Consider the following 23,014-nt stretch of genomic DNA (forward strand, 5'->3'; position numbering starts at 1 on the left):
CCGTCACTTCCGCGAACCCGGCACCGTCACGCGCGCGGGCTCCGCGACGTCACTTCTGCAGGCTCTGCACGGTCACGACGCAGTGGGCGCTGCTCGTCAGCACTTCCTCGTCACCGGCGAACGCCTGCAGGACCTCCGCGGTCACGGGCTTGCCGGGAACGGCCTCGGGCCAGGCGCGGGTGGCGAACAGGAAGTACGCCTGCCCGCTCTCCCGGGCGGCGTCCACCCACTCCGGCGGGGCGGTGCAGGTCGCGTTGAGCCCCGGCATGGTCAGCGCGATCTGGTTGTCCGCGAGGAGGACCTTCACGTCGAACTTGTGCGGGTTGCGGGTGCCGTCCATGACCACGTCGCCGATGGGCAGGCCGATCTCCTCCAGCAGCCCCCGGGCGGCCGTCTCGCCGGCCTCCCGGCCCTTGGGTCCGTCGCCCAGCGTGTAGGCGAGGAGGTACGGGATGTCGTGTCCCTCGGAGGGGTCGCCGATCCAGGCGAGCACCGAAAGGGTGCCGAGGTGGGACCGGTCGATTTCGGCTTGCGTTGAAGTCATGCGCCGCACCTTAGTGGGCCGTCACCCGACCGTTTCACGGCCTTTCACCCGCCCGGGCTAGACCTCCCAGAAACCCCCTCCGGAATTCGCCTGCATGTTCGCGTCCTGGTACTGGACGCGTACGATCCGAGCGTTTTCCGGAATTTCGAACACGACCCAGCCCTCGGCCCGCTCACCGACCTCCAGGGAATCGAAGACGAGCGGTTTGCCGGTGGTCAGTTCGCCGGTGCGCACGACGGGGTGGCGCTTGCCCGCGCTGTCGTGCGCCCACATGCGCCCGAGAGCCCCGTACGAGGCTCCGCCGACGTTGACGAACGACATCGAGGCGGCCACCCAGCGCTTCCCGGCGGGCGGTACGAAGTTCGGCTCCACGCTCACCGCCGGGTCGACGTACGCGGCGAGCACCACCTGGAGGTGACGGCCCACCTCGCGCCCCTGCACCCGTACGGAGTCACCCACATGGGCTTCCTTCAGGGCCGCCGGCTTCACCTCCCGCGCGGGCGCGGCCGGGTCTTCGTCGGCGCCGGGCGCCCCGTCGTCCACCGGGACGGCGGGCGCCGCGGCGGGGGCGACCGCGGCCCCCTCTGTGTCGCCGGAGCAGGCGGTGGCGCCGAGCAGCAGGAGCGGGAGCAGGGCGGCGGTGGCGAGTGAGGGGGCGGAAAGGCTGCGCATACCGGATCCCTTCGGGGATCTTCGATCTTCGGGAATTTATCGCGGCCAGTCTCACGCGCCCGAGCGGGGATTTGCACACACCGACACGGGCGGAGGGAGCGAGTTGCCCGCCAACTGCCAGCACAATGCGTTCCGACGGAATACCGCCACCCTCGTCCACCTGGAGGAAGAATGCGCACGACCGCCATCCGACTGGCCCTCACGGCCTGCTCCGCATTGGCCGCGACCACCGCACTGGCCGTTCCCGCGGAGGCCACGGTTTTCCATCAGGAGATTTCCGTACGGTCGGATGCCCACATCACCCCTGACGGCAGGATCACCCTTTCCGGGACCTACAGCTGCGAGGCCGCGTCACCCGTGGGGGCGGTTCAGGTCAAGGCGACCGTGATCCAGGAGGGCGTCCGGCTGACGATGGGCGCCGGCGACGCCGTCTGCGACGGCCACGAGCACCCGTGGCGGGTCGAGAGCAAGCCGGGCCGCACCTGGGGCGTGCACGCGGGCGCCGCCCGGGCCGTGGCCCAACTCCAGGAGGTCCACTTCGGTGGCGGGATGCTGCCCCGGGCCGTCGACACGGTCGCCGAGGACGCCCGGGACATCACGGTGCACGACCGGCGCCGCTAGGTTCCGTCGCCCCGTCGGCGCGCCCCTCGGTCCGGTAGCCGCCGCTACCGGCACTCGGGCGCGACGCCCGTCATCGACATGAACGCCACCGTCTGGCACCCGGGGTCCGCGTGCGGACGCCCCGTGGTCCAGTCCACGACCGTGGGGACCCCGGCCACCAGCAGCAGGGCCGCCAGCAGCGCGGTGATCGCGCCCCGGTTCAGGCGGCGCACAGGGCGTTCCGTCGCGAAGCCTTCAAAACCGTCCGTTCCATGGCCGCATCATCACCCCGCATCCCACGCCCCACAACCTGGCGTAGGCATCCGGTCACCCTCCGCCGCGACGGTTGCCGGTCACCTCGAACTCGCACCAGACGGCCTTGCCGTCCCCGCGGGACTCCACACCCCAGTGGCTGGCCAGCGCGTCGACCAGCAGCAGGCCGCGTCCGGTCGTGGCGGCCTCGCCCGGGCTGCGCCGCCGCGGCCACACGCTGGAGCGGTCCTTGACCCACAGCCGGATCCGCCGCACCGGCTCCGGCAGCACCTCCATGGTCAGCACCGCCCCGCCGTCGGTGTGCAGGAGGGCGTTGACGAGCAGTTCCCCGGCCGCGAGCTCGACGTCGTCGGCCAGCTCGGGCACGCCCCAGTCGCGCAGGGCCTGCCGCAGGGCGTAGCGGGCCTCGGAGAGCCCCTCCGGGTCGGCCTGGTGGACGTACTGGTGGATCCGGGGCGCCCGGTGGGTGCCCGGGTCGGGGGCGCGGCGCAGGACGAGCAGGGCCACGTCGTCGCCGGAGCCCCAGCGCTCCCACAGCCGGTCCGAGAGGTGGTCGGCGAGCGCCCCGGCGCCTTGCGGGCCGCTGCGCACGGCGTGGGCGAGGGCGTCCATGCCCTGGCTGATGTCCGTGCCGGGCTCCTCCACGAGCCCGTCCGTGCACAGCACGAGGGTTTCGCCGGGCACCAGGTCGAGGCGGGTCTCGGGGAACTCCTCGCGTTCGAAGAGGGAGGCCAGTCCGAGCGGCAGCCCGCCGCGCACGTTGGGCCAGCCGGTACGCCCGTCCGTGTGCCGGATCAGCGGGCCGATGTGGCCCGCGCGCACGGCGCGTACGCCACCGGTCTCCAGGTCCACCTGCGCGTACATGCAGGTGGCGAAGCGTTCGGTGTCCAGCTCGGCGAGAAAGCGGGAGGCGCGCGCCAGCACCGTGGAGGGCGAGTGCCCCTCGCCCGCGTAGGCGCGCAGCGCGATGCGCAGTTGGCCCATGATGGCCGCCGCGTGCGTGTCGTGGCCCTGTACGTCGCCGACGACGATGCCGACGCGGTCGCGGGGCAGCGCGATCACGTCGTACCAGTCGCCGCCGACCTCCCGCCCGCTCCAGGCGGAGTGGTAGCGGACCGCGATCTCCCCGCCGGTGATCTCCGGGATCCGGCGGGGCAGCATGGCGGCCTGGAGGCCGGTGGCGAACTCCCGTTCCTGGTCGAAGAGCAGCGCCCGTTGGAGGGACTGGGCGACGATGCCGGCGAGGCCGAGGCACAGGTTGCGTTCCTCGGGGCTGAACTCGGTGCGCCGCCGGTAGAACAGCACGAGGCCGCCGATGGCCTGGGCCTGGGCGATCAGGGGGAGGTAGGCGGCGGCGTCGTAGCGGATCCGGCTCAGGTAGTCGGCCAGCAGGGGGAACTCGCCGGCGAGGTCGGCGAGGGAGGTGACGAAGCGCGCCGTGCGGGTGAGGACGGTCCGGGACAGCGGCAGGGATCCGTCCAGCCGGGTGAACTGCCGCTCGCTGAGGATCTCCAGCGTCTCCCCGCTCAACGCGATGATCTTGATGGCGTCGTTCTCGACGAGACCGAGCGCCAGACCGTCGGCGCCGAGCCGCTCCAGGGCGCCCGCGCCGGTCAGCGCGGCCGTCACGTCGTCGACCGTCACCGCCCGCGACAGGGCCTCCGTGGTGCGCTGCACGATGGTGGCCTGCTGGGCGCGCGCCGTCTCCAGCTTCCGCAGCACGGTGGCGTGTGCCAGCTCGGCCGTGGCGTCGCGGACGATGCCCACGATCCGCAGGGGACGGCCGTCGGTGTCGCGCAGCACCCGGCCCTGGGTGTGCGTCCACTGGTCGCGGCCGTCGCGCCGCCGCACGGTGAAGTAGGAGCCGTACGTCTCGCCACCGCCGTCCAGGACCTCGATCACGGTGTCCGCCAGGCGGGCCGAGTCGTCGTCCGGGATCCGCAGCCCGAGGCCCTCCGGTGTGTCGTCGAACTCCTCCGGCTCCAGGTCGAAGACGGCCATGCCCGCCGCGTCGAGCAGGAGCGTCCCGGTGCCCAGGTTCCACTCGAAGCTGCCCATGCCGTTCAGCGCGAGCCGTTCGCCCGGGCCTGTCAGGGGACTCTCCCGGCCCTGCTCGGATCCGTCGCGCTCCGCCGCTGCCAAGAGACACACCACCTAACGGCCGGGCCAGCACGGCTGGGAGATCAGCCGCTCCCATTCCTCGTCAGGATGCCCCGGCAGGGTGCGTCCGGCCTCCCGCCACCGCTTGACGAGGGAGAGGTAGATCGCGCACGGGTCGCCGGACGGATACGTTCCGCCCCGGAGGCCCTGGGAGCCGCCGGCCGGGGCCCCGCCGGCCGGGGCCCCGTGCGCCGGACCTCCGTACGTGGGGGCCCCGTAGGGGCCGGCCGTCGCCGGTCTCGGCGGGGGCTGTTCGCCGCGGCTGGCGGGGATGCGCACCCAGCCACGGCCGCCCTGTGCTCGCTCCGCTCCCATCGCGGACCCCTCTCAGGTGGATCTCGGCGCAGTTACGTCTACGGATGCCCGGCGGCCGCCCGGTCGGCCCGGGCGCCGCCCGTGGAGCCGGGCAGCGGACCCCGGGCACCGAGGCGCCTACGGACTCCTCTCACCAGTCTCCCCGCCGTGAACCCCGCGCCGTGCACGAATCGCATGGAAGGGCCGAATGAGGGAGCGGTCAGCAGCCCCGCGAAGAAGAGCCCGGGCCAGGACGACTCGAAGCCGGCGCTCAGCTCGGGGGTCCCGCCGTCCCCCACCGTCTCCAGCGCGGCCCGCAGCCGGGCGTCGAGGAGTTCCAGCCGGCGCAGGTCCGGGGCGAACCCGGTCGCCGCGACGACGTGCCCCGTGTCCAGTACGACGGGCTCCCCCGCCGCCGTGGTCAGCCCGAGCCGGGTCCGCCCGCCCACCGCGGTCGCCCGCTCCAGCCGGTGTCCCAGCAGCGCCGGCACCCGCCGCTCGAAGCGCTCCCGCAGCCACCAGGCCCCGGCGGGCCCCAGCGCCGTGGTCGCGATCCGCTCCCGCGTCGGCGCGGGCAACCGCCGTACCGCCCAGGGCAGCTCCGACCACACCCAGCTGCGCCAGCCCGTGCCGAGGCCGCTGTGGGGCTCGCGCAGAGCCCGGAGCAGCGGTCGTTCCAGGAGCTGCGGAACGGTGTTCCAGTTCAGCCGGGCGCGCCGCGCCACCAGGGACGGCCGGGCCCCCGCCTCCGCGAGCAGCGCGGCGGTCTCCAGGGCGGCCTGCCCGGCCCCGAGGACGGTCACGTCGAGGCCGGCGAAACGCGCCAGGTCGCGGTGGTCGCTGCTGTGCGAGACGTGCCCGGGCGGCAGGTCCCGCAGGATCCCGGGGTACCGGGTGAAGGGCATCACGCCGACCGCCAGGGCCACGGTCCGGGCCAGGAGCGGGGGCCCCTCGGCGGTACGGATCAGGAACCCCTCGCCCTGTGGGGTGACCTCGGTGACGGTCACCTCCTCCACCTCGGGCGCGGCCCGCCGGGCGAACCAGAGCCCGTACGCGCTGAACGTGCCGATCGGCAACGGGCTGCCGTGTTCGGCGGCCACCCCGAGGCCCGCGCAGTACTCGCCCAGGGTGTGGCGTCCCCCGGGCGCGGAGAGGTTCGAGGACCAGGGCTCCGACTTGAGGAACATGCCCTCGGGCATGTGGTCCCGCCAGGACGCCATGGGCCGGCCCAGCACCCGCACGCATAGCCCTGCCGCCGCCGCGTGCGCGGCGATCGACAGCCCGTACGGTCCCGCGCCGACCACCACGAGGTCGTCCATCCGCGTCACGGCAGTTCCTCCGACTCGCTCGTCACCAATCCGGCCCGGCCGCCCTCGTGGGCGGACCCTCCCGTCACCGGGTCACCAGCTCGTCCGGCTCCGTCGAGGCACCGGGCGTGGTCGGACGGGACGCCTCCGGGGGTTGCGCCCGCTGCCGGGGGGCCCGGACGACCGCGCGGGCCGTGCGCCTGCCCTGCCGGGGAACGCCCCGCAGGGCTCGGGCCCCCTTGCCGAGGCCCCGGCCGAGGAAGGCGCCGAGCATCGCCAGGAACGGCCGGAGGTCGTCGGCGGCGAACCAGGCCGGCTCCGTCCGCCCCCGCTCCCCCTTCGGCGCCGGCCGCGACGGTCCGGGCCCCGCCGCGCCGCGACCCCGTGCGGGACCCGCCGTGCGGGACGCCGCCGCGGGCGGCGCGTCGGACCGGCCCTCGGGGCGCCGCCCGCCCGGCAGCAGCGGGAGCTCCGGGGCCGCGCCGCCCCCTGCCGCGGTGGGGCCCGCACCAGCGCGCGGGCCGGCGCCGCCCGGCGGAACGGGAGCGGGGACCGTCCGCCGCCGCGGCAGCGAGCGTCCCCGTACGGCCGCGAGCAGCGCGTAGTTCTCCGCGACGAAGGTCCGGCCGGGGCCGCCCACGGGCTCGGGCACCCGTTGCCCCGTCAGGTCCAGGTACATCGCCTGGACCACGTCGAGCCCGGAGTCGTCGGTGAACAGCCTGAACTGGGCTCCGGGGCGCGGGTTGAAGTCCACGAGCCGGAAGCAGCCCCGCTCGTCGCGCCGGAAGTCGAGGTCGAGGATGCCCTGGTAGCCGAGCCGGTCGGCGAGCCGCAGCCCGGCCTCCTCGACCGCCGGGTCCGGCAGCCAACGGCCCACGGCCGTCAGGCCCGTGCGCACCGGCCAGGACAGCTCCTTGCGGCCCGACCCGGCGAGGAGCGGGTGCCCGCCCCGGGCGAAGGCCCCGTGGAAGAACCAGTCGGTGTCCGGTCCGGCCGGCAGGAACCGCTGGAGCAGCAACCGGCTCCCGGCCTCCGCGGAACGCTCGTGGAGCCCCCGCGCCTCGGCGGTGGTGTGCACGAGGGTGGTGCTGCGCAGCCCGGTGCCCGCGGGCAGCAGCCACGGCCGGCTCCACTTGGCCACCACCGGGAGGCCGAGGCGCCAGGTGGCCTCGGCGGCCTCCGCGCCGCTCGCCGGGATCACGGTCTCCGGGTGCGGGACGTCCCAGCGCGCGCACAGCCGCGACAGCTCCGCCTTGTCGGCCACCCGCGCGGGTAGGTTGTCGGGCTGATGGGGGATCCGGAAACGGTCCGTCAGCCCGGGTGCCAACCGCGACACCGCGATGGCGCTCAGGTCGTCCATGGCGACGAGGACGGCCGGTCGGCCGATCCGCTCCGACACCCGTACGAGGCACTCCCGCAACGCGTCGGGCGCCTCGGGGTCCAGCCCCCCGTCCGGCCCGGGGTGGACGGCGCGCAGGTAGCGCGAACGCCCCATGGGCCCTCCCCCGGCCTCGACGACGGCATGGACCTCCACGCCCTTGCGCCCCAGGGATCTGACGGCGCCGAGCGTTCCGTGGTGGAACGGATTCCGATCGAGTCTGAGCAGAACTGCGGGCACATGGTTGGCGAACGCGTGCATGGAAACGGTGTCTTTCACCTAGTCGGACCAAGCGGGATGGATGCGCACCTGCAAATGGCCTACGTAGCGGCCATCGGACAGGCCATTCGTCAGATCTGATGCCTAACGTCTTTGGAAAGCACACCGGTTCAGGAAAGCTCGGGAGACGCCATGCCCAGACCACGACACCGACTGGTGAGCACCTGCATCGGTACGGTCACGGCCGGACTGCTCGCCACGGGAGCCGCGCTGTCGGCCCCCGACGAGGAATCGTCCAGGAGCTCCGACGTCGCCATGGGCGCGTATCTCGACTTCGGGCCGCCCGGGGTGGCCCGGATCCCGTCCCTGTCGCGCTGGCTGGGCGGCAAGGAGATCCGGGTCGGGCACACCTATCTGCCCGGTGACGTGTGGGGCGGCATCGAGGGCAACGTCGGCTTCCTCGCGGACTGGGCGGCGTGGCGCAAGGCCCAGGACGACCGGCTGTTCGTGCTGAACGTGCCCATGCAGGCGCGCAACGAGAGCCGGATCCCCGACCGCGAGGTGGCCCGGCTGATCAGGGCCGGCGCCGGCGGGGAGTACGACCGGCACTTCCGGAAGCTGGCCGAGCGGCTGGTGACGCTGGGCGTCCCCGACACGGTGATCGTGCTCGGCTGGGAGATGAACGGCACCACCTACACCCACCGCTGCGGGCCCGACCCGCAGAACTGGAAGGCGTACTGGAAGCGCATCGTCACCACGATGCGCGCCGTGCCCGGCCAGGAGTTCAAGTTCGATTTCGCCCCCAACCGGGGCACGGACGCCATCGGCTGGACCAAGTGCTACCCGGGCGACGACTGGGTCGACATCATCGGCATGGACTCGTACGACCAGGCTCCCGGCCGGAACTTCGACGAGCAGATCACCCAGCCGTACGGGCTCCAGCAGCACGTCGACTTCGCGAAGGAACACGGCAAGGAGATCTCGTACCCGGAGTGGGGCCTGTTCCGCAACGGGGACAACCCCGAGTACGTGCGGCGGATGCTGAAGTGGATCGAGCAGCACAAGCCGCTCTACCACACCATCACCGACTACTGCCCGCACGGCGTGTGGCAGTGCAAGGCGAATCCGGAGTCCTCCCGGGCGTTCCGCGAGGCACTGACGCCGGACCTGCCCGGCCCCGTCGTCCCGACGCCGGTGGTCCCGACGCCCGTCATCCCGACGCCGGTGGTCCCGACCCCCGCGATTCCCACCCCGGTGGTCCCCACCCCGCAGATCCCCACCCCGGCGATCCCCACGCCGGTGGTCCCCACACCCGCCGTCCCCTCGCCGCAGGTGCCGCTTCCGGTGCCGAGCCCCGAGGTGCCGACCCCGGTCCCGGGCCCCGTCGACCCCACCCCCGTGGTCCCGAAGCCGGACGTCTCCGTGCCGCCGGTGCTCCCCCCGGTGCCCTCGCCGCAGGTCCCGGTACCGCCCGTGTTCCCGCCGGTGCCCTCCCCCGAGGTCTCCGTGCCCGTACCGCCGAAGCCGACGCCGACACCGAGCCCGACGGTGCCCAGGCCGACGCCGCCCGCGCCGCAGCCCAACAACAGCAGCCAGTGGTGCGTACCGCTCACCTTCGGCGAGTGGCTGTCCAAGCTGGTCGGCAACCAGGCCGTCTGCTTCGACCTCAAGTGGGGCAAGGACTCCTACGTCTGGCCGTTCTAGTCCCCGCCCCCCGCGCGGCGGGCGCACCGGCACGGTCACCGGACCCGCAGTTCGTTGATCCGGGCCCGCCAGTCCCGTGCGGCCGGCAGCGCCTCCCGCAGCGCGTCCACCGCCCGCTCGCGCCCCGTCACCTGCGACTCGTGCAGTCGCAGCAGGGGCGCGAGCGCGGCCGTGGACATCAGGAACCGCTGGTTGACCACCGTTTCGGGGCGCCAGTGGTTCTTGTACGGCTCACTGCCGCGCAGGAAGCTCACCACGGGGCGGCCGTCGGCCAGCGCCCGCCCGGTCTCGTGGCGCAGCAGCAGCGTCGCCACGTCGACCTTGCGGTCGCGCAGGTCCGGATCGGCGCCGTACAGGTAGCCGCCGCTCAGCCCGGCGGACAGCAGCGTGACGTTCGCCGCCACCACCTTCCCGTCCAGCCGGAACTCGGTCAGCCGGCCCTCCCCGGCCCGCACCATCCGTCGGGTGGCCCGGGTCAGGTGCTCGGCGAACCGCGGCTTGAGGTGTTCGGGCGTCACCCCGCGCCCCCGCCACTGCTTCTCGTGCAGCCGCAGCAGGGTCCGTACGGCCTGCGGCACCTCGGGCTCGGTGACCTCGTGCTCCTCGATCCCGGCGGCGTCGGTCTTGCGGAGCTTGGCGCGCACCCGTTGGGCGCCGGAGGCCGGCATCCGCTTCACCAGTTCGTCGAACGGCAGCGCGGGCAGCTCCATGCAGGTGGAGTCGGCCAGCTTGCGACGCACCCCGGGCCACGCCTCGTACAGCGCCTCCGCGGCGGCCCCCGGACGCACCTCGCGCAGGTCGACGATCGCGCTCCGGGCGGCCCGGTGCAGCCCGCGGGCCAGCGCCGGAACCACTTGCTCGGCGTGCTCGGCGGCCACCAGCACGTCCGAGTGGTCGGTGATCCCGCCGCCGAGCGCCACCAGCCGCGGCAGCGGACGGTGCACGAGCATCAGCGCGGCCGCCCCGACCAGCTCGTCCCCGCGCCGCACGAGGACGGTCCGCAGCCGGCCCTCCTTGCCGTACGACAGCCACCACGAGTGCAGCCAGGCGTGGCTCTGGAACGGGGTGGCGGTGGGGCAGCCGCGGAACAGCCGGTTCCACGACTCTTCCAGGGTGGCGAACTGCCGGGGGTCGCGGCACAACGTCACCGACAGGGCCCCGGTGGAGCCCGGATTCATCGCGCGGACTCCTTCTCCTTGGTCTCGGTGTGCTCGCCCTGCGCGGGCAGGGAGGCGTACTCCTCGACGGCCGACTGCGGCGCCCCGCCGTCCGCACGCCGTACGGGACGTCCGGCCCGGGCGGGCCGCGCCAGCAGCCACAGACCGCCCAGCAGCCCACCGGCGCACAGCCCGACGGCGCCGCTGATGGCCGCGGAGGGCGAGGCCGGGTCGGTGGGGGCGACGGCCTGGTTGAACAGGAGCAACTGCACGCCGGTGTTCTTCGCGGCCTGGTTGCTGCTCAGCGACAGCGCGTCGGCGACGGCGTTGGCGATGTCGGCGGCCTCGGAGGGGCTCGTGGACGTGCCCGTGATGGCGATCATCGGGGACTCGGGGGAGGTTTCCGCGCGCACCTGGGTCCGCAGCCGCTTGGCGTCGATGCCGGCGCGCGGCTGCGCGTAGGCGAGGGTGGAACTGCTGGTGGCGATGCGGGCGTAGGCCTGGGAGAAGCCGAGCGCGGTCGCCGGTTCGGTGGTGTCGTCGGGCACGGCGACGACGTAGCTGGTGGCGGCGTACTCGGGCGCCTTCAGGACCCCGTACGCCCCGCCCGCGGCCATGCCGAGCAGGGCGCAGGCGGGCAACGGCCACCACGCGGGCGGGCGCAGGGCACGCCGCTTCCTCTCCGAACGGTGGTCGGACTTCTTCTGGTCGGCGGTGTCGGCCATGTGCGGTGCTCGCTTCCTGGGGGGAGGGGGGTTCGACGGCCCCGGCCGTTCCCCCGGCCGGGGTGGTGGATTCGGGGTCAGCAGTTGCCCGCGGGCGCGGAGCCCGGCGCGGCCGGGCCCCGTGCCGCCGGGGTGGAGGGCGCGGGCAGCGGCACGGCCGGCGTCCCGTGGGGGGCCGGGGCGGCGAGCGCGAGGGCGTAGACGTCGAGGAGGCGGCTCGCGCTGCCGGCGATGTCGTAGCGACGCACCACGGGTGGCGGCGGCAGCCGGCGGACGCCGGCCTCCATGTGCCCGCGCAGTGCCGCGACCAGTTCCTCGGTGCCGGGCCCGATGCGGCGCGCGCCCGGCGCCTGGGTGGCGGGCAGGTCGTCGATGGCGGGGCAGGTGACGTGCAGGACGGGCAGTCCGGCGGCCAGGGCCTCGACCACCGCGAGCCCGAACGCCTCCTCCCGCGAAGGGGACACGAAGACGTCCATGGCGGCCAGCAGGGCGGGGATGCCGGGGGTGCGCCCGTCGGCGCTGTCGCCCAGCGGGTCCCGCTCCCCGAGCAGGTGGATCCGGCTCTGGGCGCCGAGTTCGGCGGCGAGGGAGCGCAGCGCGGCCCGCTCGGGCCCGTCCCCGGCGAGCAGCAGGTGCGCCCCGGGGAGCGCGGCGACCGCCCGTACGAGGACGTCGAACCGCTTGCCCGGGACCAGCCGGCCGACCCCGCCGACGACGAAGGCCCGTTCGGGCAGTCCGGTGCGGGCCCGGGTGGCCCGCCGGACGCCCTCGTCGAAGCGGAAGCGGACGGCTTCGATGCCGTTCGGTACGACGTGGATGCGCGGCGCCGGCACCCCCCACCCCTCCAGCCGGGCGGCGACCGTGTCCGAGACGGCGACGGTGGCCGCGCCGAGCCGTTCGCTGGCCAGGTACAGGGCCCGGACGCCGCCGGACAGCGGCCGGCCCTCGATCTCGGCCTCGCCCAGGGAGTGTTCGGTGGCGACGGTGGCTCCGACGCCGGCGAGTCGGGCGGCGACGCGGCCGTAGACGCAGGCCCGGTACAGGTGGGTGTGGACCAGGTCGTAGCGACCGCGCCGGATGAACTTCACCAGCCGGGGCAGGGCGCCCAGGTCCCGGTTCCCGCTCATGCCGAGGTTGACGACGCGGACCCCGTCGGCGCGCAGGCCGTCGGCGACCGGGCCGGGGTTGGTCAGCGTCAGCACGTCGCAGCTCATGGGCATGTGCCTGAGCAGCAGGCGCAGTTGCTGTTCGGCGCCGCCGACGCCGAGCCCGGTGATGATGTGCAGTGCCTTGACCGTGTTCACGTGAGCACCACCCGGCGCAGCTCGCCGAGCCGGTGGCGGAGCCGCTTGATCCGCAGCCGGGCCGGCCCGTCGGCCTGACTGACGTGGGTGCGCGGCATGGCGTGCGGGCCCGCGAGCCGCCCGGGGGCGATGCCACAGCCGTACGCGTAGCCGGCGTCCCGGGTGGCGGCGGTGACGCGGGCGTCGAGGTGTCCGTAGGGGTGACAGAACCCTTCGGGGAGGGTGCCGGTCAGCTCGCGCAGCAGGTCGCGGCTGCCCCGCAGTTCCTGCTGGAGGACGTCGTCGGGGGCGGCGGTCAGGTCCTGGTGGAGGAGTCCGTGCGAGCCGATCTCCATGTCGGCGGCGGCGACTTCGCGGATGCCCTCGGCGGTGAGCAGGGCCTTGCGCGGTCCGAGCGGGTCCCAGACGTTGTCGACGCCGAGCCGGCCGGGGAGCACGAAGAGGGTGGCGGTGCAGTCGTGGCGGCGCAGCAGGGGCAGGGCCGAGACCAGGAAGTCGGTGTACCCGTCGTCGAAGGTCAGTCCGACCAGCCCCCGGCCGCGCCCGGCGGCGCGGGCCCGCAGCAGTTCGCCGACGGACACCCCGCGCAGCCGGCGGGCGCGCAGCCACAGCAGCTGGGCCTCCAGGGCGGCGGGGGTGACGGTGATGCCGTAGGGGTCCTCGGCGGGGTCGGTGAACTCGGCGACCGAGTGGTACATCAGGACCCACGGCGCGGCGGTGCGGCGGGCGGAACGCACCGCGGCGGCGGGCGCCGTGTCGGTGTCAGCGGACATTGCGGAACCTCTGGGTGAGCTGGGAGGTGAGCTGGGCGAGCTGGGCGGGAAGGACGGTGACCTCAAGGGCCCGTATGGCCATGCCGGTCGCCCCGAACATGGCCGGGACCAGGAGGCAGCCGAGGGCGGCGCTGAGCAGCGGGTCGGGGATCATCGGCCCGGCGAGCCAGCCGGTGCCGCAGGCGGCGACGGCGGCGACCGCGAGCCGGCCGATGCTGATGGCGACCCGGCGGACCTGGATGGCGACGATCCGGGAGCCGAGTCCGGTGAGCAGCAGGGCGGCGGTGGTGGAGATGCCGGCGGCGTTGGCGGCGGCGATGCCGTAGGTGCCCCACCAGCCGACGGCGAAGGCTCCGGCGACGACGTTGACGAGCAGCCCGGCGCCCATCGCGAGCGCCGGGAACCAGGTGGGCCGGGCGGTCGAGAAGAAGGGCCGGGACAGGGCTCCGACGAGGCAGTGGCCGAGGAGCCCGAGGCCGTAGACCCGCATGACGGAGGCGGTGGCGAGGGTGTCCTGGTGGGTGAACGCGCCGCGTTCGAAGAGGACCTCGATGATCTGCGGGGCGTACCCGATGACGAGGGCGGTTCCCATCAGCACGGCGAGGGAGGCCAGGGCGAGGTCCCGTTCCACGCGGCGCCGGGCCTTGTCCCGCTCCCCGCCCGCCATGGCCTGGGCCACGACGGGGAAGGTGACGGTGCAGATCATCAGGGACAGCACCATCGGCATCTGCGCGACCTTCTGCGCGTAGTTGAGGTGCGAGATGGCGCCCGAGGGCAGCGAGGCGGCGAGGAAGCGTTCGACGAGGACCTGTGACTGCCGGAACACGGCGAAGAAGATGACGGGCGCGATGACGCCGAAGGCGATGAGGGTGGGCCGGTCGCGGTCGCGCTGGCTGCGCGGGGCGAACTTGGCCCGGCGCGGCCCGAAGCCCACGTTCCGGATGAACGCGGGCAGTTGGACGAGGACCATCAGCAGCCCGCCGACCGCGACCCCCGCGGCGGCGGCCCGGACGCCCCACAGGGCGTGCAGGGCGACCATCGTGCCGATGATCCCGACGTTGTACGAGACGTAGATCGCGGCCGGCGGCAGGAAGGACCGGTGGGCACGCAGGGCGGCGCTGAAGTACCCGGCGATGCCGAACGAGACCACGGTGAGCGCGGTCAGCCGGGTGCATTCGACGGCCAGTCCGGGGTCGGGCAGGCCGGGCGCGAGCGCCCCGACGACGAGCGGCGCGGCCACGACGAGGACGGAGGCCACGGCCGCCAGGAGCACCAGGAGCCTGGGCAGGGTCGCCGCGACGAGGAGCCGTACGGGGTCCTGCGCGCGGGCCTCCAGCCGGGTCAGGCCGGACCGGCCGGCCGCCCTGCGGGCCAGTGCGTGGCTGAAGGCGGGCACCATGAGCAGCGCCATGGCGTCCTCGATGAGCAGCGTCGAGGCCATTTCGGGCACGGTCCAGGCGATCAGGAAGGCGTCGCTGTCGTGTCCGGCACCGAAGAGGTGCGCGATGGTCTGGTCGCGCAGGAGTCCGAGGACGGCACCGGCCGCGGTGAGCCCGGCGGTGACCGCGGCGGCCTTGGCCAGGAACCGGCCGAGCGGCGCGCCGGCGGGCGACCCACCTCCGGACGAGCCCGGTCCGGATCCTTCGCCACGCCCGCCCCCGGTGGCCGCCGCGCCCCCGCCGCCACCCGCGTCGCGGTCCGTGCGGGCCGTACCCGTGCCGCCGGCGCCCCGTGCGGCGGTGGCCGTGCGGGGCCCGCCCGCCGGCCCCGCGCCGGTCCGGCCCGTACGGGCGAGCACGGGTCGGCGGGGGGCGGGAGCGTCGTCGTCGGGATGCTCCCGGGCGGGCGGGTCCTGCTCGGGGACCGCGTCCGTGCGGGGCGTTTCGGGCCCGGCGGGAGCCGGCGCCGGGCGCGGCGGACGGCCCGCGGTCGCGGCGACTTCGGTCGCCGCGACCGCGGGCCGCCGCCAGGGCGTGGTGTCGGTCACCGGCCGGCCGGCCCGTCGGGGAGCGGGCTCCCCGAGCCGGGAGCCCACCGGTCCCCGGGCGAGGGCAGTGCCCACCAGGCGGCAAGTCCGATGATCACGCCGGTCAGGACGGTGGAGGGGCCGCCGATGTCGGCGTAGAGGAAGTCGGTCAGTTGCCAGACGAGGAGGCCGATCGCGACGAGGCCGCAGTCGCGGATCCCGCGTCCGGTCGCGTACCGGCGCAGGCCCGCGACGAGGAGGACCGCCCAGCCGCCCACGAGCGCGGTGAGCCCGATCAGCCCCTGTTCGCTGAGGATCAGCAGGTACATGTTGTGCGGGGACAGCAGCGGTTGGCGCAGGTACGCCTGTCCGGCGCCGGCGGTGTCGCTGCCGGAGGACAGGCCGAGAGAGGAGTGCCCGTCGCGGTGGGCGGGGAAGCCCTTGAGGCCGACGCCGGCGGCCGGTCGTTCGCGCCACATCGACCCGGCGGCGGCCCACATCGTGTAGCGGTCGGTCACCGACTGGTCGGGGGCACTGGAGACCTGGGTGATCGAGGTCAGTCGCTCGGCCACCATCTCGGAGCCGACCCCGAGCCCGCCGACGAGCACCACCCCTGCGGCTCCCAGCGCGACGAGCACCTTCAGTGCCCGCCGGATGCCGGCGAGCACCATGACCAGCACGGCCGCGCCGAGGGTCGCGATCCAGGCGCCACGACTGAAGGACAGCACCAGCGGCACCACGAGCAGCAGCGCGCATCCCCCGGCGATCCGCCGGACCCGGGGCGCGAGCCCCGGCGCGAGCGCGGCGGCGGTCGCCACGACCAGCCCGTAGGCCACCACCGTGGCCATGCCCATGACGTCGCCGGGGCCGAAGGTGCCGACGGCGCGGACGTCCTCGCCCTGGTAGGAGGCGCCGGTGTGGGTCGCGTACTGCACGACGCCCACCGCCCCCTGCACCAGCGCGAGGACGACGAAACACCCGGCGGCGATGCGGAACTCCCGCGCGTCACGCACCAGCAGCACCACGGCCGCCGGGACCAGCACGAAGACCTGGAGGTAGCGGACGAAGCCGGGCAGGGCCGCGTACGGGTCCCCGGCGGTCACCGTCGCCACCGCCAGCCCGACCGCCGGCAGCCCGAGGACGAGCACGCCCAGCGGCGTCAGCGCCCGCACCCGACCTCGCAGGGCCTGCACCCCGCAGACCAGGGCGAGGAGCAGCGAGGCGGCGTCGGCGGGGCCGACCTTCCCGGACGCGGTCGCGTCGCCGGCGGGCAGCGGGGCGAGGAGGAACAGCACGGTCGCGGCGAGCGGCAGCAGCGGCCAGTGCCGGCGCAGCATGCCCGGCAGGCCGGGAACGCGGAGTGCGGTGGTGGCGGCGAGGCTCATGCTCAACTCCCCCCGAGACGGAAGCGGAAGAAGGAGGCGGCGGTCCGGGCCAGGATCCACAGGTCCTGCCACAGCGACCAGGTGTCGATGTAGTGGTTGTCGAAGCGGGCCCGGTCCTCGATGGAGGTGTCCCCGCGCAGGCCGTTGATCTGGGCGAGTCCGGTGATCCCGACGGGCATCCGGTGGCGGGCTTCATATCCGGGGTGGATGCTGCTGAACTTGGCCACGAAGAAGGGCCGTTCGGGTCGGGGTCCGACCAGGCTCATGTCACCCCGTACGACGTTCCACAGCTGCGGGAGCTCGTCCAGCGAGGACTTGCGCAGGAAGGAGCCGACGGGGCTCATGCCCTGGTCGCCGGCGACGGTCCAACGGGTCGCGGAATCGAGCTCGTTCGCGCGCAGGGTGCGGAACTTCAGCAGGGTGAAGGGGCGTCCGTACAGGCCCACCCGTTCCTGCCGGAAGATCACGCCGGGGCCGTCGGAGAGCCGTACGGCCAGCGCGCAGGCGCCCATGACGGGGGCCGCGGCCAGCAGGGCCAGGGCCGCGAGGGAGGAGTCGATGGCCCGCTTGGCGGAGCGCTCCAGCGGCCGGGAGGGACGCGGCAGCAGCGGCTGCACGGCGTACCCCCAGAGCTGGTCGGCGGGCTGCGCGACCCGCATGCCGGTGACCTTGGCGGTCCCGGCGGGGTCGGCGAGCCAGAGCCGACAGCCGTGGTCGTGGAAGAGCCGGACCAGGGAGGCGGTGCGTTCGTCGGCCTCGGGCGGCCGGGTGAACACGGCGTGCAGCACCGAGTTCTGGATGACGGCGCGCCGGATGTCCTCGTGGGTGGCGAGCAGCGGCAGCTGCCCGGTCACCCCGTCGGCGGCGGGTTCGGTGTCGGCGATGCCGACGGGCCGCAGCCCGTACTCCGGACGGCCGTGCAGGGCGGCGGCGACCGCGCCGGCGCCCTCGCCGGGGCCGACGACGAGCGCGGAGAGCGGCCTGCGCACGGCGGAGCGGCGGTGCAGCTGGTTGACGAGCCCGCGTCCGGCGCAGGCGAGGACGGCCTGGAGGCAGACGGCTCCGAACAGGGCGCTCCAGCCGAGGGCGTGTCCGGGCAGGGCGGCGGCGAGCACGGCGGCGGCCACGCACCACAGCACGGCGGCCCGCCCGGCCAGCGCGGGCAGTTCGAGCAGCGCGGAGGGCGCGAGCCGGGGCCGGTAGAGGCCGGCCTGCGCGTGCAGGGCGACGTGCGCGGCGGCGAGCAGGACGACGGCGGGCGCGGCCGTGCCGGTCGGCAGCACCGACGCGGGGGCGGCGGCCGCGGTGGCCGCGACGGCCAGCACGTCCGCGGTCAGCAGCGGGACGAGCCCGTCGCGGCGACGGACCCGCTGCGGGCGGACGACGGGCCGGGCCCGCTCGGCCCGGGGGCCCCGCGGGGGGTGGATCGCGGTCACGGAGCGGCGGGCTTCCGCCGGCGGCGCGGGCGCGAAGGCGCTGCCGCCGGCGGGCCCCGTGCCGCCCTGCCCGCCGTGCCGGGCGGGTGCGCTGTCCATCGTCATCGGCTGATGCGCTCCTGATTCGAGGGCCGGGGCCTGCCCAGCAGTTCGTGGTACAGGCCGGTGACCGCGTCAGCGGTCCGCCGCACGTCGAAGTCGGTCCGGGCGTGCTGCCGGGCCTGCTCCCCGAGTTCGGCGAGCAGCCGCGGTTCGGCGAGGAGCCGTCCCAGGGCCTTGGCCAGGGCCGTCGGGTCCTCCGGTGGCACCAGGCAGAGCCGTCCCTGGCCGGAGGGCAGGCTCTCCCGCGCACCGCTGACGTCGGAGACCAGGACCGGTCGGCCACAGGCCATGGCTTCGAGCGGAGCGAGCGCCATTCCTTCCCACCGCGACGGCAGTACAACGAGATCGGCGGCCCGAAGCCACGGTCGGATGTCCGAGGCGGCCCCCGCGAAGAACACGCCGGGCGGTGCCGTGCGGCGCAACCGCTCGCCGTCCGGACCGTCCCCGACCAGTGCCAGCCGGGCCTCGGGAACGGTCCCGAGCAGCTCCGGCCAGGCCCGGAGCAGGATGTCCTGGCCCTTCTGCGGGCAGAGCCGGCCGACGCACACGGCGAGCGGTCCGTCGCCGCGGAGCCCGTCGGGCAGCGGGAGCCCGGCGCGGGCCTCGGCCCGGTCCTGTTCCGGGTTCGGGCGGCCGGGGCGGAAGTGGTCGAGGTCGACGCCGTTGCGGATCACCGACCAGCGGCCGGTGATGCCCTCGGACTCCCCCTCGTGGCGCTCGGATTCGCTGACGCAGAGCACCCGGTCGGCCCAGCGGGCAGCGAAGCGCTCCCACCGCAGCGCGAGCGCGGCGGTGGCCCCGCCGACGGCGTCGAAGGACCAGGCGTGCGGCTGGAACACCGTGGGCAGGGTCCCCCGGACGGCGAGCCGTCCGGCGAGTCCCGCCTTGGCGCTGTGCGCGTGCAGCAGGTCGGGGCGGATCCGGCGGATCAGCCGGGCGGCGCCGAGGACTTCGGCGGGCAGGCCTGGGCCCGGGGCCCGCCCGGCGCGCCAGGTGAGCACCTCGGCTCCGGCTTCCCGGGCGTCGTCGGCGAGCCGCCCGCCGCGCGGGCAGCCGACGACGACGCGCAGGCCGTCGGCGGTCTGCGCCCGTACGAGGTCGGTGACGACCCGGGCCACGCCTCCGTCCACGGGCTGCACCAGGTGCAGGACGGTGAACGTGGATCCGGAGGGTTCCCGTGGGGGCCGTGCTGGTGAAGGCTGCGCTGATGGTTGTGTCGGCACGTGGAGTGGACTCCTGCGTTCAGCGGCGCGCGTCTGTCTGAACGAAGAGCACACCGAGGAATTGACCCTGGCTTTCGCCTGTGAACTTGAAACTCAGGCTGCGGGCACCGTCGGACAGCGCGGGACTGAGATCGAACACGTCCGCGTCATATCCGAGATTGTTAATATGTTCGGGCTGTCGCACGAACGAGGGACGTCCGAATTCCGTGATCGTGGAATTCATAACATCATTAAAAGGATTTTCTGCATCACTGAGGCTGACCCGACGACCACTGTCGGCGGTCACCGTGAGTGAGTCGCCCAGGGTCCCGCGGTCCCCGTCGTACGCGACCACCCCGGCCCGTCCCGCGGAGCCGGCCGCGGCGTCCAGCCCGGCGATCTCCACCGTCTCCCCGGCCGCCTCGCCGCCCCCGGCCACCAACCCCTCGAAGCCGTCCCACAGCGAGAGCCGGCGCAGCGGCTCCTGCGGGTGCTCGTAGGCGACCACCAGGGTCCATCCGCCCCAGGCGCCCACGTCGGAGTGCCCCATGGCGATGTTGAGCTGCGCGACGGTCCACAGGCCCGCACCGCCCTTGCGGACGAGCGGGGTCACGTCGGCCGAGGCCTGGTAGGCGTCGCTGCCCGCGTCCGTGCGGTGCCCGATCACGGTGTCGGCCAGGACGGCCTTGTAGGCGCCGCCGGGCTCGGCGACCAGCACCCGACCGTTGTCCTGCGGCGGCTTCTGCTCGCCCACCCGCAGGTTCCCGCCCCAGTAGAGACGGGCGTACGAGACCTTCGCGCCCTGCGGGACCTTGAGCTCGGCGCGGGTGGAGTTGTAGGTGTCCGGGTCCTTGTCGACCTCGCTGTAGAACATCTCGAAGTCGCTGTTGACCCCGGCCGCCCCCCGCTTGACCTCGGCGCACGGCTCGGCCTGCGGGGACTCCTCCTTGCGGCAGCTGATGCCCGAGTTCGAGGCCCGGACGAGTCCGCCGTGCTGGACGGCCTGATAACGCTGCGTGAAGGGCACCCGGGGCAATTCGCGCGGCCCGGCCGGTTCCGCCGCCTGCGCCACGGGGGCGTTGGCGGAAAGTGCGAGGCAGGACAGCAGGCCGAGTGTGCCGAGGATTCTGCGGGGTGAACCCATGTCCCTGTCTCCATTTTCGATCAAGGGGACAAAACAGGAGTGCACTTTGTCAGAAATCAGGCTGGAAATCACGTCGGACTCGCTCGTACGGCCTTTTGGGCGACGGTACGCACCCTCGCGGTGGGCGGGTCGTTAAGGCCGCGCACCACCGCGCGAGCGGAAATGGGAAAACACCCCGGAAGTCGCACCGGGCCCGCCCGTCCGCCCCGCCGGGAACGGGTGCGGGAACGCCTGATCGTCAACCTTCCGATCCGAAACGTCGGCATCCGGGTGAATCGACGCAACCCGGGACGGGGCGGGGCCGTTGTTCCGTGTGCTCCAGTACCGGGCAATCCTGCAAAAAAGGGACGATAATGATCAAGAAGTTTGTGGCTGGCGCAGCGGTTGCCGCCTCCGTCGTGGGTCTGGGTGCCGCGATGGCCCCGCAGGCGATGGCGATCGGGAACGACAACGGCATCAACACCGTGAACGGCAACGGCGCCTCGCAGATCTACGGCAACCAGGCCACGTACGGCAACATGAGCCCGCAGATGGCGCTCATCCAGGGCTCGTTCAACAAGCCCTGCATCGCCCTGCCCGCCAAGGCCAACGTGCAGTCGGTCCTCGCCCTGGTCAACGTCGGCGTCCAGGACATCCCGGTCCTGTCCAGCCCGCAGAACCAGCAGTGCACCGAGAACTCGACCCAGGCCAAGGGCGACGAGGCCCTCTCGCACATCCTGGACAACATCCCGATCCTCTCGGGCAACGTCTCCTCCGGCAGCTGACCCCCTCAGCCCCGCCCCGGCGAGGCCGTCGCACCCTCGGGTCGCGGCGGCCTCGCCGCGTATAGGACACTTTCGAATTCCGGAACGCATCATCACGGAATTCGACGCACGAACCCCGGGGCATCGGAGTGAATTTCTCGCCGGCCCCGAAAAATATCCGGTTTCTTTTCCGGAAGCCGCTCGTTGTTATTTCTGCAGTGGATACGCCCCTGCGGGAAAGGATCGAAATCAAATGACGTACAAGAAGGCAGTGGTGCTGGCCGCCGGCGCGCTGATGGCCGCTGGTGTCGCCTCCCCCGCCATGGCCGACTCGGGCGCCCAGGGTGTCGCCGCCGGCTCCCCCGGTGTCCTCTCCGGCAACCTGATCCAGGTCCCGGTGCACATCCCCGTCAACGTCTGCGGCAACACCGTCGACGTCGTCGGCGTGCTGAACCCGGCGTTCGGCAACACCTGCGTCAACGACTGACGAAGCGCTTGCGCCCCGCGGGGGCGAACCTCCTCGGGGTGGCCCCGGAGTGCACGGCGGTGCACTCCGGGGCCACCTTCGATTCAGCACCGGCCCAGCGCCGGTAGACAGGGAAGGACCCATGCGACAGGTACTGAGTCGACAGGTACTGGGCAAGGGGATGCTCACGGCGGCGGCCGCGTCCAGCCTGTTGTCGATCGCGACCGGCGCGGCCTACGCGCATCCCGGGGCGACGGCCGAGGCCTCGCACTCTCCGGGTGTGCTGTCCGGCAACAGCGTCTCGGTACCGATCACCTTCGCCCCGAACATGTGCGGCAACAGCGTGGACGGGGGTGCCGCCCTCAACCCCGCGATGGGCAACACCTGCGTCACCACCAGCGGCTCCGACGTCGGCTACGACTACGAGCGTCACCTCAGCCCCGAGCACGCCGATGCCTTCGAGCGCTACCTCGACGAGCGGAGCCGCGGCCGGCACGCGCTGCCGTCCCAGCGCCACGAGGAGGAGCGCGGCTACGGGACCCCCCGCGAGCACCTCCCGCGGCACGCGGCGCCCCGCCACGAGGAGCCGTCCCACGACGGCGGCTACGGCGGCCCGGGCGAGCAGCAGCCGGAGGAGGAGTGCGACGACCACCCCGCGGGGCCCCCACCGCACGCCGAGCAGCCGGTCCCCCACCCGGCGCCGCCCGCACCGCACCACCCGGCACCCCTCCCGGAGCCGGCGCCGATGCCCGAGCCGGCCGCCGAGTACCCGGCGCCGCTGCCCGCCCCCGCGCCCGTCCCCGTGCCGGAGATCCCGCCGGTGCCCGAGCCGCAGCCCGTACCGCTGCCGGCGCCGGAGCCCGTCCCGGCACCGGTCCAGGAGGTCCCGGAGCCGCAGCCGGGGCCGGAGACCCGACCGGAACCGCAGCCCGAGCCGCAGCCCCACACGCTCCCGGCGCCGCTGCCCGCCCCCGCGCCGCCCGTCGCGCAGGAGCCCCCCGCCCCGCGACCGCCGCACGGCAGCCAGCCCGTGGAGCGACCCGCCCCGGCGCCCGCCCCGGTGCCGGAGAACGTCCGACCCGGCGACCAGCCGCCGGCCGCCCCCGGCGGTGACGCCCCGGTATCACTGCCACCCGTACCCGCCCCGGCGCCCGTCCCGGCCGCGGAGGTCCCCTCCGCCCCGGCGCCCCGCGGCCCCGTCTCCCCCGCGCCCCACGTGGCGGCGCCGGAGCTGGCCGATACCGGAGCCGGCCGGCCGGAAGCCGCGGCGGCGCTCGCCTCGGCCCTGATCCTGGGCGGCGCGATCCTGTACCGGAGGTCCCGCGTCTTCTGACCGGGAATGCCGGTAATCAGAAGAAATATCGGCCGGAGAATCCCTTGTCGGATTCTCCGGCCATTGCCGTGCCCCGAAACCCGGCGTTTCCGCAGCGGCCGGTAATCGTTACCCAGGTCGAAAGCGG

The 23,014-nt window shown here is 74.2% G+C and carries 21 protein-coding genes; 5 read left to right on the plus strand and 16 right to left on the minus strand.

Features of this window, described 5'->3' with window-relative positions:
• Positions 1-49: 49 nt before the first annotated feature.
• Both ACZ58N_RS13475 and ACZ58N_RS13480 read right to left on the minus strand, forming a co-directional pair.
• Entirely contained in the window at positions 50-544 is a 495-nt protein-coding gene (locus ACZ58N_RS13475) for a DUF5949 family protein (RefSeq protein WP_471158562.1), read from the minus strand.
• A 57-nt stretch (positions 545-601) separates the two neighbouring features.
• Complete coding sequence (locus tag ACZ58N_RS13480) at positions 602-1,216, minus strand: DUF4352 domain-containing protein (RefSeq protein WP_471158564.1); 615 nt, start codon at positions 1,214-1,216, stop codon at positions 602-604.
• Positions 1,217-1,387: 171 nt separating this feature from the next.
• On the opposite strand from ACZ58N_RS13480, the gene ACZ58N_RS13485 reads away from it, so the two are divergent.
• On the plus strand, positions 1,388-1,837 hold the full coding sequence (locus tag ACZ58N_RS13485; RefSeq protein WP_471158566.1) for a DUF6299 family protein: 450 nt from the start codon (positions 1,388-1,390) through the stop codon (positions 1,835-1,837).
• Between the two features lie 44 nt (positions 1,838-1,881).
• On the opposite strand, the gene ACZ58N_RS13490 is transcribed toward ACZ58N_RS13485, so the two are convergent.
• From ACZ58N_RS13490 to ACZ58N_RS13510, 5 genes are all read right to left on the minus strand, one after another.
• Complete coding sequence (locus tag ACZ58N_RS13490) at positions 1,882-2,049, minus strand: hypothetical protein (protein WP_471158568.1); 168 nt, start codon at positions 2,047-2,049, stop codon at positions 1,882-1,884.
• A gap of 94 nt (positions 2,050-2,143) precedes the next feature.
• A complete protein-coding gene (locus ACZ58N_RS13495; RefSeq protein WP_471158570.1) occupies positions 2,144-4,231 on the minus strand; it encodes a SpoIIE family protein phosphatase in 2,088 nt (695 codons plus the stop codon).
• Between the two features lie 12 nt (positions 4,232-4,243).
• Positions 4,244-4,564, minus strand: a complete 321-nt coding sequence (locus ACZ58N_RS13500) for a hypothetical protein (protein ID WP_471158572.1) — start codon at positions 4,562-4,564, stop codon at positions 4,244-4,246.
• Between the two features lie 38 nt (positions 4,565-4,602).
• Positions 4,603-5,862: an NAD(P)-binding domain-containing protein gene (locus ACZ58N_RS13505; RefSeq protein WP_471159215.1), complete on the minus strand. Its 1,260-nt coding sequence runs from the start codon at positions 5,860-5,862 to the stop codon at positions 4,603-4,605.
• A gap of 73 nt (positions 5,863-5,935) precedes the next feature.
• Complete coding sequence (locus tag ACZ58N_RS13510; RefSeq protein WP_471158574.1) at positions 5,936-7,345, minus strand: carboxylate--amine ligase; 1,410 nt, start codon at positions 7,343-7,345, stop codon at positions 5,936-5,938.
• A gap of 294 nt (positions 7,346-7,639) precedes the next feature.
• On the opposite strand from ACZ58N_RS13510, the gene ACZ58N_RS13515 reads away from it, so the two are divergent.
• Positions 7,640-9,151: a glycoside hydrolase family 26 protein gene (locus ACZ58N_RS13515; protein ID WP_471158576.1), complete on the plus strand. Its 1,512-nt coding sequence runs from the start codon at positions 7,640-7,642 to the stop codon at positions 9,149-9,151.
• Positions 9,152-9,186: 35 nt separating this feature from the next.
• Here the strand turns inward: ACZ58N_RS13515 and ACZ58N_RS13520 are convergent, their stop codons facing one another.
• The 9 genes from ACZ58N_RS13520 to ACZ58N_RS13560 form a co-directional block, all read right to left on the minus strand.
• Positions 9,187-10,329, minus strand: coding sequence for a GNAT family N-acetyltransferase (locus ACZ58N_RS13520; protein ID WP_471158578.1), 1,143 nt, complete (start codon positions 10,327-10,329; stop codon positions 9,187-9,189).
• On the minus strand, positions 10,326-11,033 hold the full coding sequence (locus tag ACZ58N_RS13525) for a YveK family protein (protein WP_471158580.1): 708 nt from the start codon (positions 11,031-11,033) through the stop codon (positions 10,326-10,328). The genes ACZ58N_RS13520 and ACZ58N_RS13525 overlap by 4 nt, the downstream gene beginning before the upstream one ends.
• Before the next feature lie 77 nt (positions 11,034-11,110).
• The gene (locus ACZ58N_RS13530; protein ID WP_471158582.1) at positions 11,111-12,337 is read right to left on the minus strand and encodes a glycosyltransferase; all 1,227 of its coding nucleotides are present in this window, start codon (positions 12,335-12,337) and stop codon (positions 11,111-11,113) included.
• Positions 12,334-13,110, minus strand: a complete 777-nt coding sequence (locus ACZ58N_RS13535; protein ID WP_471158584.1) for a polysaccharide deacetylase family protein — start codon at positions 13,108-13,110, stop codon at positions 12,334-12,336. Before ACZ58N_RS13535 ends, ACZ58N_RS13530 begins: the two co-directional genes overlap by 4 nt.
• On the minus strand, positions 13,100-15,097 hold the full coding sequence (gene murJ / locus ACZ58N_RS13540) for a murein biosynthesis integral membrane protein MurJ (RefSeq protein ID WP_471158586.1): 1,998 nt from the start codon (positions 15,095-15,097) through the stop codon (positions 13,100-13,102). Before murJ ends, ACZ58N_RS13535 begins: the two co-directional genes overlap by 11 nt.
• Positions 15,094-16,461, minus strand: a complete 1,368-nt coding sequence (locus ACZ58N_RS13545; protein ID WP_471158588.1) for an O-antigen ligase family protein — start codon at positions 16,459-16,461, stop codon at positions 15,094-15,096. The genes murJ and ACZ58N_RS13545 overlap by 4 nt, the downstream gene beginning before the upstream one ends.
• Positions 16,462-16,463: 2 nt before the next feature.
• A complete protein-coding gene (locus ACZ58N_RS13550; protein ID WP_471159217.1) occupies positions 16,464-17,996 on the minus strand; it encodes an exopolysaccharide biosynthesis polyprenyl glycosylphosphotransferase in 1,533 nt (510 codons plus the stop codon).
• A gap of 2 nt (positions 17,997-17,998) precedes the next feature.
• The gene (locus ACZ58N_RS13555; protein WP_471158590.1) at positions 17,999-19,222 is read right to left on the minus strand and encodes a glycosyltransferase; all 1,224 of its coding nucleotides are present in this window, start codon (positions 19,220-19,222) and stop codon (positions 17,999-18,001) included.
• A 19-nt stretch (positions 19,223-19,241) separates the two neighbouring features.
• Entirely contained in the window at positions 19,242-20,417 is a 1,176-nt protein-coding gene (locus ACZ58N_RS13560) for a DUF3344 domain-containing protein (protein WP_471158591.1), read from the minus strand.
• Between the two features lie 281 nt (positions 20,418-20,698).
• Here ACZ58N_RS13560 and ACZ58N_RS13565 point away from each other — a divergent pair, with 281 nt between their 5' ends.
• From ACZ58N_RS13565 to ACZ58N_RS13575, 3 genes are all read left to right on the plus strand, one after another.
• Positions 20,699-21,109, plus strand: coding sequence for a rodlin (locus ACZ58N_RS13565; protein ID WP_281209869.1), 411 nt, complete (start codon positions 20,699-20,701; stop codon positions 21,107-21,109).
• Positions 21,110-21,341: 232 nt separating this feature from the next.
• Positions 21,342-21,575, plus strand: coding sequence for a chaplin (locus tag ACZ58N_RS13570; protein ID WP_471158593.1), 234 nt, complete (start codon positions 21,342-21,344; stop codon positions 21,573-21,575).
• A 121-nt stretch (positions 21,576-21,696) separates the two neighbouring features.
• Entirely contained in the window at positions 21,697-22,887 is a 1,191-nt protein-coding gene (locus ACZ58N_RS13575; protein ID WP_471158595.1) for a chaplin, read from the plus strand.
• Positions 22,888-23,014: the final 127 nt, after the last annotated feature.

The sequence above is a fragment of the Streptomyces sp. NPDC040432 genome (assembly GCF_055595445.1).

What these genes read in the sequence shown, in the direction of transcription:
- ACZ58N_RS13515 (WP_471158576.1), top strand. Translation starts at nt 7,640, where the DNA reads ATGCCCAGACCACGACACCGACTGGTGAGCACCTGCATCGGTACGGTC.
- ACZ58N_RS13550 (WP_471159217.1), bottom strand. Translation starts at nt 17,996, where the DNA reads ATGGACAGCGCACCCGCCCGGCACGGCGGGCAGGGCGGCACGGGGCCC.
- ACZ58N_RS13535 (WP_471158584.1), bottom strand. Translation starts at nt 13,110, where the DNA reads ATGTCCGCTGACACCGACACGGCGCCCGCCGCCGCGGTGCGTTCCGCC.
- ACZ58N_RS13510 (WP_471158574.1), bottom strand. Translation starts at nt 7,345, where the DNA reads ATGGGGCGTTCGCGCTACCTGCGCGCCGTCCACCCCGGGCCGGACGGG.
- ACZ58N_RS13485 (WP_471158566.1), top strand. Translation starts at nt 1,388, where the DNA reads ATGCGCACGACCGCCATCCGACTGGCCCTCACGGCCTGCTCCGCATTG.
- ACZ58N_RS13545 (WP_471158588.1), bottom strand. Translation starts at nt 16,461, where the DNA reads ATGAGCCTCGCCGCCACCACCGCACTCCGCGTTCCCGGCCTGCCGGGC.
- ACZ58N_RS13570 (WP_471158593.1), top strand. Translation starts at nt 21,342, where the DNA reads ATGACGTACAAGAAGGCAGTGGTGCTGGCCGCCGGCGCGCTGATGGCC.
- ACZ58N_RS13520 (WP_471158578.1), bottom strand. Translation starts at nt 10,329, where the DNA reads ATGAATCCGGGCTCCACCGGGGCCCTGTCGGTGACGTTGTGCCGCGAC.
- ACZ58N_RS13575 (WP_471158595.1), top strand. Translation starts at nt 21,697, where the DNA reads ATGCGACAGGTACTGAGTCGACAGGTACTGGGCAAGGGGATGCTCACG.
- ACZ58N_RS13505 (WP_471159215.1), bottom strand. Translation starts at nt 5,862, where the DNA reads ATGGACGACCTCGTGGTGGTCGGCGCGGGACCGTACGGGCTGTCGATC.
- ACZ58N_RS13565 (WP_281209869.1), top strand. Translation starts at nt 20,699, where the DNA reads ATGATCAAGAAGTTTGTGGCTGGCGCAGCGGTTGCCGCCTCCGTCGTG.
- ACZ58N_RS13525 (WP_471158580.1), bottom strand. Translation starts at nt 11,033, where the DNA reads ATGGCCGACACCGCCGACCAGAAGAAGTCCGACCACCGTTCGGAGAGG.
- ACZ58N_RS13475 (WP_471158562.1), bottom strand. Translation starts at nt 544, where the DNA reads ATGACTTCAACGCAAGCCGAAATCGACCGGTCCCACCTCGGCACCCTT.
- ACZ58N_RS13480 (WP_471158564.1), bottom strand. Translation starts at nt 1,216, where the DNA reads ATGCGCAGCCTTTCCGCCCCCTCACTCGCCACCGCCGCCCTGCTCCCG.
- ACZ58N_RS13500 (WP_471158572.1), bottom strand. Translation starts at nt 4,564, where the DNA reads ATGGGAGCGGAGCGAGCACAGGGCGGCCGTGGCTGGGTGCGCATCCCC.